This window comes from Deltaproteobacteria bacterium, from assembly GCA_020845775.1.
Lineage (GTDB): Bacteria > Bdellovibrionota_C > UBA2361 > SZUA-149 > JADLFC01 > JADLFC01.
On sequence record JADLFC010000011.1, the window covers coordinates 45,948 to 51,978 of the forward strand.

Genomic DNA, 6,031 nt, shown 5'->3' on the forward strand with positions numbered 1-6,031 from the left:
TAGCTACTGCTCAAAAGTATCGAACAAGCTGTAGCTCGGCTTTTTCTCGATTTTTCTAAGCCTCAATCCTAGAATGATTAAGCTAAAACCAGAAAAAATAATTACCGTAGCCAGCATAGCAACGAGCAACTCGGGAACGGCAATAATTAAGACGCCAAGAAAGACCAAAAAAAGTCCTATGCTAAATGGAATACGCCACGCCGAATTAGAAACGCCAAATCTAAAAGCCTGAAAATTAAACATGTTCACCGATTCTAAGTGCTGGCGCATAGGCAGGCGCGAAAAACTCTTGCCTATAATGGCGTGTACGCCTACACGGCCAGTATTGCTATATGCGTTATTCCTCTATGAGCTCGGCAACGAGTTCAGCAATGTCTTTTACCAAAAGGTTGCTAGATTTGTCCCTCTCCTCGCTGCCAGTGCCCGTTAACTTTACACCATCTTCAAGCATTTGCATACAAAAAGGGCATCCAGTAGCTACGACATCAACATCGGTCGCACGCGCTTCGTCGGCCCTTAGAACGTTTATTCGCTTCCCTATCTTGATGTCAAACCAATAATGTCCGCCGCCAGCGCCACAGCAAAGCGCCCCTTCTCTCGAACGAGGCATCTCGCGGAGCGGCAACTCGCTGACGTGCTCCAAGATAGCGCGTGGCTCATCAAACGTGTCGTTATAACGCCCAAGATAGCAGGGATCGTGATAGGTGATTTTAGAAGCAAGTGGTTTAGAGAGCGAGATAAATTGGTCACGAATTAACTCGTTAATTAACTGACTGTGGTGCAATACTATTGTTTCTCTTGGCAAGAAGGACCTATCAATTTTTGGGTATTCGTTCTTTAGCGTATTAAAGCAATGAGGACAGGTCGCTAGGAGCATTTTGAATTTGTATGCTTTTATTGTTGCGATGTTTTTTTTTGCCTGAGACTGAAATAAATTTTCCTCTCCTAAACGCCTAGCCGAGTCGCCGGTGCAACATTCCGCGGTTCCTAATATTCCCCATTTTAGCCCGCTTGCGTTTAGTATTTTTGCCATGGCTTGGGCAATTTTTTGCTTGCGCTTGTCGAAGGCCGATACGCATCCGACCCAATAGAGCAAATCAACCTCGCTTCCAGCTTCCAATATTGGCACGTCTAAACCGTTAGTCCACTCAGTGCGAATGTGACTCGGGCCAAAGGGATTTCCTCTCGTTTCAATAGCGCGAAAACTGGCCTGTGCTTCACTTGGCAGCTTAGCCTCCATTAGAGCCATCGAGCGCCTAACATCTACAATTAAATCGACGTGTTCAATCCCCACTGGGCAAGCCTCCATGCAGGCTCTACAAGTTGTGCAAGACCAGAAAACGTCTTCATGCATTACATCTTTAGAAATGGCTTGCGAGACGGAGGCGTGCTGATTAAAACGGCCTGAATCGAGACTTAGCGACTTAATGAGAAAACTATCTACGGCGTTAAGCTTTTGGCGAATGCCGAAAGAGGTGCCCGAAATGTCGCGTTTTGCGCCCACTTGGCCAAGTGAGCGCAAAGACAATAAGTGGTTGCGGCAGTCTAAAATGAGGTTTTTTGGCGAGAGAGGTTTACCCGATATATGTGCCGGACATACTTCCTGGCAGCGCCCGCAGGCAGTGCAGGCATCGAGATCTAGGAGCTGCTTCCATGAAAAATTGCTAATATCTTTAATGCCGACCTGAAACTCATCATCGCCTTCCAAACTTTTTTCGATTAAAGTTTCGATGTCGCCGGGTGAGGCAAGCTCACCTTTTTGTCTTTCTAGGTTTTGAAAGGCCAAGTTCAGACTAGAAAAAATCACGTGTGAGAGTTTGCTGTAGGGAATCAGAGCGACAAACGACAATGCACAAACAGTATGTGACCACCAGACAAGGTAGTGAATTAGCCTAATTGTCGATTCGGAAAGTGGCCAGAGTATTAAACTAACTAAATATCCTACAGGAGAAAAAAGTGCCCAGGCGTCCTTCGTCGCATGTATGCGCAAAGCCTCTAGTGAGAAACCTTGAACGCAAAGCAGGGCAAGAAAGAGCAATACAAAGTAGTCAGCAGTTCCACTTGCTATTCTGTCGGGCTTTTCAATCATTCGCCGTCGAAAGGCGACTAGTACGCCAAACAGCAGTCCCAGGCCTAGCACATCGCTAAATACTGTAACGATTAGGTAGAATGGCCCTCGATAAATGTCGAAATTAAAGTCATGGTGAAAAAATACTATGACGGTAGTAACAAAGAGAGCAATAAACCCCAAATACATTGGCAGGTGAAATATTCGAGCTGCCGAATCTCGGTTAACGCGACGCTGAAGAACGACGTCGACGAAGACATTTTTAAGCCGCCTAAATACGAACTTTAGCCGACTGCGATCGGCCCTACCGCTAGCCCAAAGCTCAAGCCGACGCCATATCCCCCAAAAAAATACTAACGTCGAAACGCCAGCTAAAAAGTACATTATAATAACATCTGGAACCGCGGGGATATTCCAGAGTATTTCTCGCGTAGCTAAGTAAATCGAACTCTCTTCCATGTCATATGCATTATCAGCAACCACAAGTTCTCGGAAAGCGCTTTTTTGACGACCCGCCATCAAGCCTAAATAGAGCTGTTAGTTCTTGCTAATTTCTCTCGTGTTTTTAATGCCTTAATAGAAGTTGGTTGACAAATAGTTGTGTTCCGGGAGATACTTATCGGGTGAATGAGCCTCCTAGTATTAGTTACAATCATAAGTCAGCATCTGGGCCGAATAAAAGCTTTCCCGTCTGTTCGTTACGGTTTTGTTGTTTTTTTTCCAAAAACTTTATTAAGCAGATGGTCGAGGTTGTTTTAGGTGGCTTCGCTTCTATTTTTTTGTATAGTTTTTTCTTTGCTGTTAGCTCACTTAAACTACATATTTAAATGAACGATTCGATTTTTGGGCTTGCAAATATTCTTTTGGTCTTTGCTCTGGTTCTTGCTAACGGCTTCTTCGTGGCCGTAGAGTTTGCCATGGTTAGGGCGCGCGAAACAAAATTGCGTAGCCCAGAGATGGTTTCAAAATTCGGAGTCAAAGAGTCACTTAAGCTTATTAAAGACCTAGATGGTAGTTTATCTGCCGTTCAGTTGGGAATTACCGTTGCAAGCCTGGTTTTAGGTTGGTGGGGTGAACACACTTTTCAGAGATTGTTCTTAGGAATGTTTTCCTGGCTAGGAGAGGTTACGGCGTTTGTGATGTCTCATAGCGTTGCAACTGCCCTTGCTCTTATCGTCATTACGTTTCTCCACATTGTCATTGGTGAGCTTGCTGCTAAATCCGTCGCCATCCAATACCCAGAACTCACATTAAGAGTCTTAGCGTGGCCTATGTTCCTGTTTAGCCAGGTATGTAAGCCGCTTGTTTTTTTCTTTAATGGCGCGGCACGCTTATTTTTAAAAATGTTAAGAGTTACTGCGCCTTCAGATTTGGAGCGGGTTCATTCGGGGGCGGAACTCGCGATGCTAATTTCTGAAAGTGGAGCAGGTGGGTTGTTGGACAAAGATGAAGAGCAAATGCTTCAAGGAGTGTTTTCTTTTTCCGATACTGTAGCGCGCGAAGTTATGACGCCTCGAACAGACGTAGTAACGGTTTCTGCCGACGCTACGCTGGAGGAGGTAATAGAAGTAGTGAATGAGTCTGGGCATTCGCGGTTTCCGGTCGTAGGCGAGCGAGTCGATGACGTCTTAGGAGTCTTACTCATAAAGGACATACTTCCCTATGTCTCTCAGTGCATTAAGCATAATAAGGTTAAGGAATTCGACGTCAAAAGAATTATGCGCGAAAGCTACTTTATCCCGGGGACTAAGCGCATTGATAGTTTGCTTACTGAGTTTAAAGGTAGGAAGCTGCATATCGCCATAGTGCTAGACGAGCACGGTGGCGTCGATGGTGTGGTAACGCTAGAGGATCTGATTGAGGAGATTTTTGGAGATATTTTTGACGAGTCCGACGCCGATGAGACCGATGTAATCGTTGAGGAGGATGGTGTCGTGGTGGTGGATGGCGGTGTGCTAGTTGCGGATCTAAACTCTCGATTCGAACTCGGACTTCCTGAGGGTGATTACGATACTATTGCTGGATTCATCTTTACTCAATTAGGCCGTGTTGCGAGCGAGGGGGATAGAATAATTCTAAACCCCAATGGGTCGATTGTCGTTGGGAATGGCAGCGATGTCGATGGGCATGAGCAGGAGGTTTTCGCGGAGGCAGAACCTAAGGATAAGGAGCCCGCAGAGGACAATTCTCAGCCTGGGGCGGCGGTAATCACCGTAGAAAAGGTAGAAAACCATCGAGTAGAGCGCGTGGCCATACAGCGCCTTGTATCTGATTCGCCTGCGGAAGAAAGCGGTGAATCTCTTGCCACAGAACCGACATCAGAAGCGAAGAAGGTAGCAACTGGCCGCTAGAGTAGAGTAGCATTTGGCTCTTTTAATGCGCCTAGTTACGTGTCACTTTGTAACTTTTATTGACTAAGCTAATAATATCTCGCAAATGAATGAGGAAAATAGCGAAACTCCTTTTGAGTCGAACAAAAATGGAGATAGCTCAGAGTCTTTAGTGGATGGCGATGTTGGCTCAGAAGTGCAGCCTGAGCGTTCCGAGGGTTCGTCGCCAGCAAGCGCGTCTAGTGTAGTGCGAAACCGTGAGGTTACTGTTAACACCATTGTTAGGTTGATGGGCTTACCCACTTCTAGCGATATTCGAGTTTTGGAGAGTAAACTCGATGCGCTTACGAGTAAATTAGCTAGTATTGCGGTAAGGTTGGATCGCGTTTCGTCTCAGGTGCTCGAAATCTCGCACGATAGCGATAGAGTTGACCTGCAGATCTCGGATTTGCGCGCCTTCGTAAAAAAGGCACTGGCTTCGGTAGTAGTAGATATTGAAAGAGCGACGGCAAAGAACAATAGCGGAAAGAAAAAAATAGAGGCCGAAGTTAAGCCGATTATAGCGTCGAGTGAGGGTAGTTCCGCGCCGGAGGGTGATGTAAAGACTACGGAAAAGGTTGAGACTTCTTAGGTTAAAAGGAATATTTGCTCCATGGCTAACATTCAAAGCGGCTCTACAAAACTTCCGCGAGCGGCTCGGAAGACTGGCAAGAAACCACCAGTCCAGAAGAAGAGCGAAAAAGAAAAAGTTATAGATGTTAAACTTAAGTCGACTCAGTCCCGCAATAGGCAAAAGGCCACGAGAGATGTTCCAAATGTTTTAGCGCCAAAGGACGGAAACAGGCCCGCTGTTGAGAGTGCTACGGCAAGTGTAGGTGATAAGCCTCAAGTTGGCGTAATTTCCGCTCCAGACGAAAGGGCTTTAGCGGCGTTTCAGCAAGTAAGCCGTAGGAACAAAGAAGATATTCGGAAGCGAAGGGCCGGCGCCAATAAGATGTTGTCCAAATTTATGGCAGCTGAGCCTACGAAAGGGCGAAAATTTGCGGTTGATCTTAGGATTCATTCGCCTGCTTCTGTTGGTTATTTTTCCACAGGTGGCATTGAGACTGGCGAGGCGTTGGTGCGCTTATCCAAGGTGAAGGGATTAGAGATTATCGCCGTTACTGATTACTACACTGCGTCCTTTGTAGACTTAGTAAAAGATGCGGCGCATAAGGTGCCTCTCACTGTAATACCGGGAGTAGATTTCCGCTGTGTTTTAAATAACTGTCGCGAGGTTTTTATTACGGCCTTGTTCCCAGAGGAGCTTCACTCAAAAGATATTTGCAATGTGTTGCAGGAGCTAAAAATTCCCCCAGAGGCTTATGGGCGTTCGGATTACTGTTATAGTGGTTCGTTCGGCAGGCTTTTAGAGATTGTTGAAAAAAACGGCGGAGTAGTAATACCTACACGCCTTGATAAGACACCATATCGGCAGCTCGCCATCCCAACTCTAGTTGAGACTTACGGCTTTCATGCCTTTGATTTAGTGCACTGCGAACATACGGATTTTTTTCGCTCTAGGTGGCCCAATGGCGAGTTTACTTTTTTTTCATTCTCCAACGCTAACTCCCTAGCTCAAATAGGAAGTAGA

The 6,031-nt window shown here is 46.0% G+C and carries 5 protein-coding genes; 3 read left to right on the top strand and 2 right to left on the bottom strand.

Features of this window, described 5'->3' with window-relative positions; genetic code table 11:
* Window positions 1–3: 3 nt before the first annotated feature.
* Together IT291_00660 and IT291_00665 are read right to left on the bottom strand one after the other, a co-directional pair.
* Window positions 4–243: a hypothetical protein gene (locus IT291_00660; protein ID MCC6219731.1), complete on the bottom strand. Its 240-nt coding sequence runs from the start codon at window positions 241–243 to the stop codon at window positions 4–6.
* Between the two features lie 94 nt (window positions 244–337).
* Complete coding sequence (locus IT291_00665) at window positions 338–2,551, bottom strand: 4Fe-4S dicluster domain-containing protein (GenBank protein ID MCC6219732.1); 2,214 nt, start codon at window positions 2,549–2,551, stop codon at window positions 338–340.
* A 344-nt stretch (window positions 2,552–2,895) separates the two neighbouring features.
* Between IT291_00665 and IT291_00670 the strand changes: the two genes are divergently transcribed.
* The 3 genes from IT291_00670 to IT291_00680 all read left to right on the top strand — a co-directional run.
* Window positions 2,896–4,419: an HlyC/CorC family transporter gene (locus IT291_00670; protein ID MCC6219733.1), complete on the top strand. Its 1,524-nt coding sequence runs from the start codon at window positions 2,896–2,898 to the stop codon at window positions 4,417–4,419.
* Between the two features lie 85 nt (window positions 4,420–4,504).
* Window positions 4,505–5,029 (top strand): hypothetical protein, encoded by a 525-nt coding sequence (locus tag IT291_00675; GenBank protein MCC6219734.1) that lies wholly within the window; start codon window positions 4,505–4,507, stop codon window positions 5,027–5,029.
* A 21-nt stretch (window positions 5,030–5,050) separates the two neighbouring features.
* Window positions 5,051–6,031 (top strand): hypothetical protein (locus tag IT291_00680; protein MCC6219735.1); only part of this gene is annotated, 981 nt, incomplete at its 3' end.

Excerpts from the sequence above, each read along its gene's own strand:
- IT291_00660 (MCC6219731.1), bottom strand. The coding sequence starts at position 243 with ATGTTTAATTTTCAGGCTTTTAGATTTGGCGTTTCTAATTCGGCGTGG.
- IT291_00670 (MCC6219733.1), top strand. The coding sequence starts at position 2,896 with ATGAACGATTCGATTTTTGGGCTTGCAAATATTCTTTTGGTCTTTGCT.
- IT291_00675 (MCC6219734.1), top strand. The coding sequence starts at position 4,505 with ATGAATGAGGAAAATAGCGAAACTCCTTTTGAGTCGAACAAAAATGGA.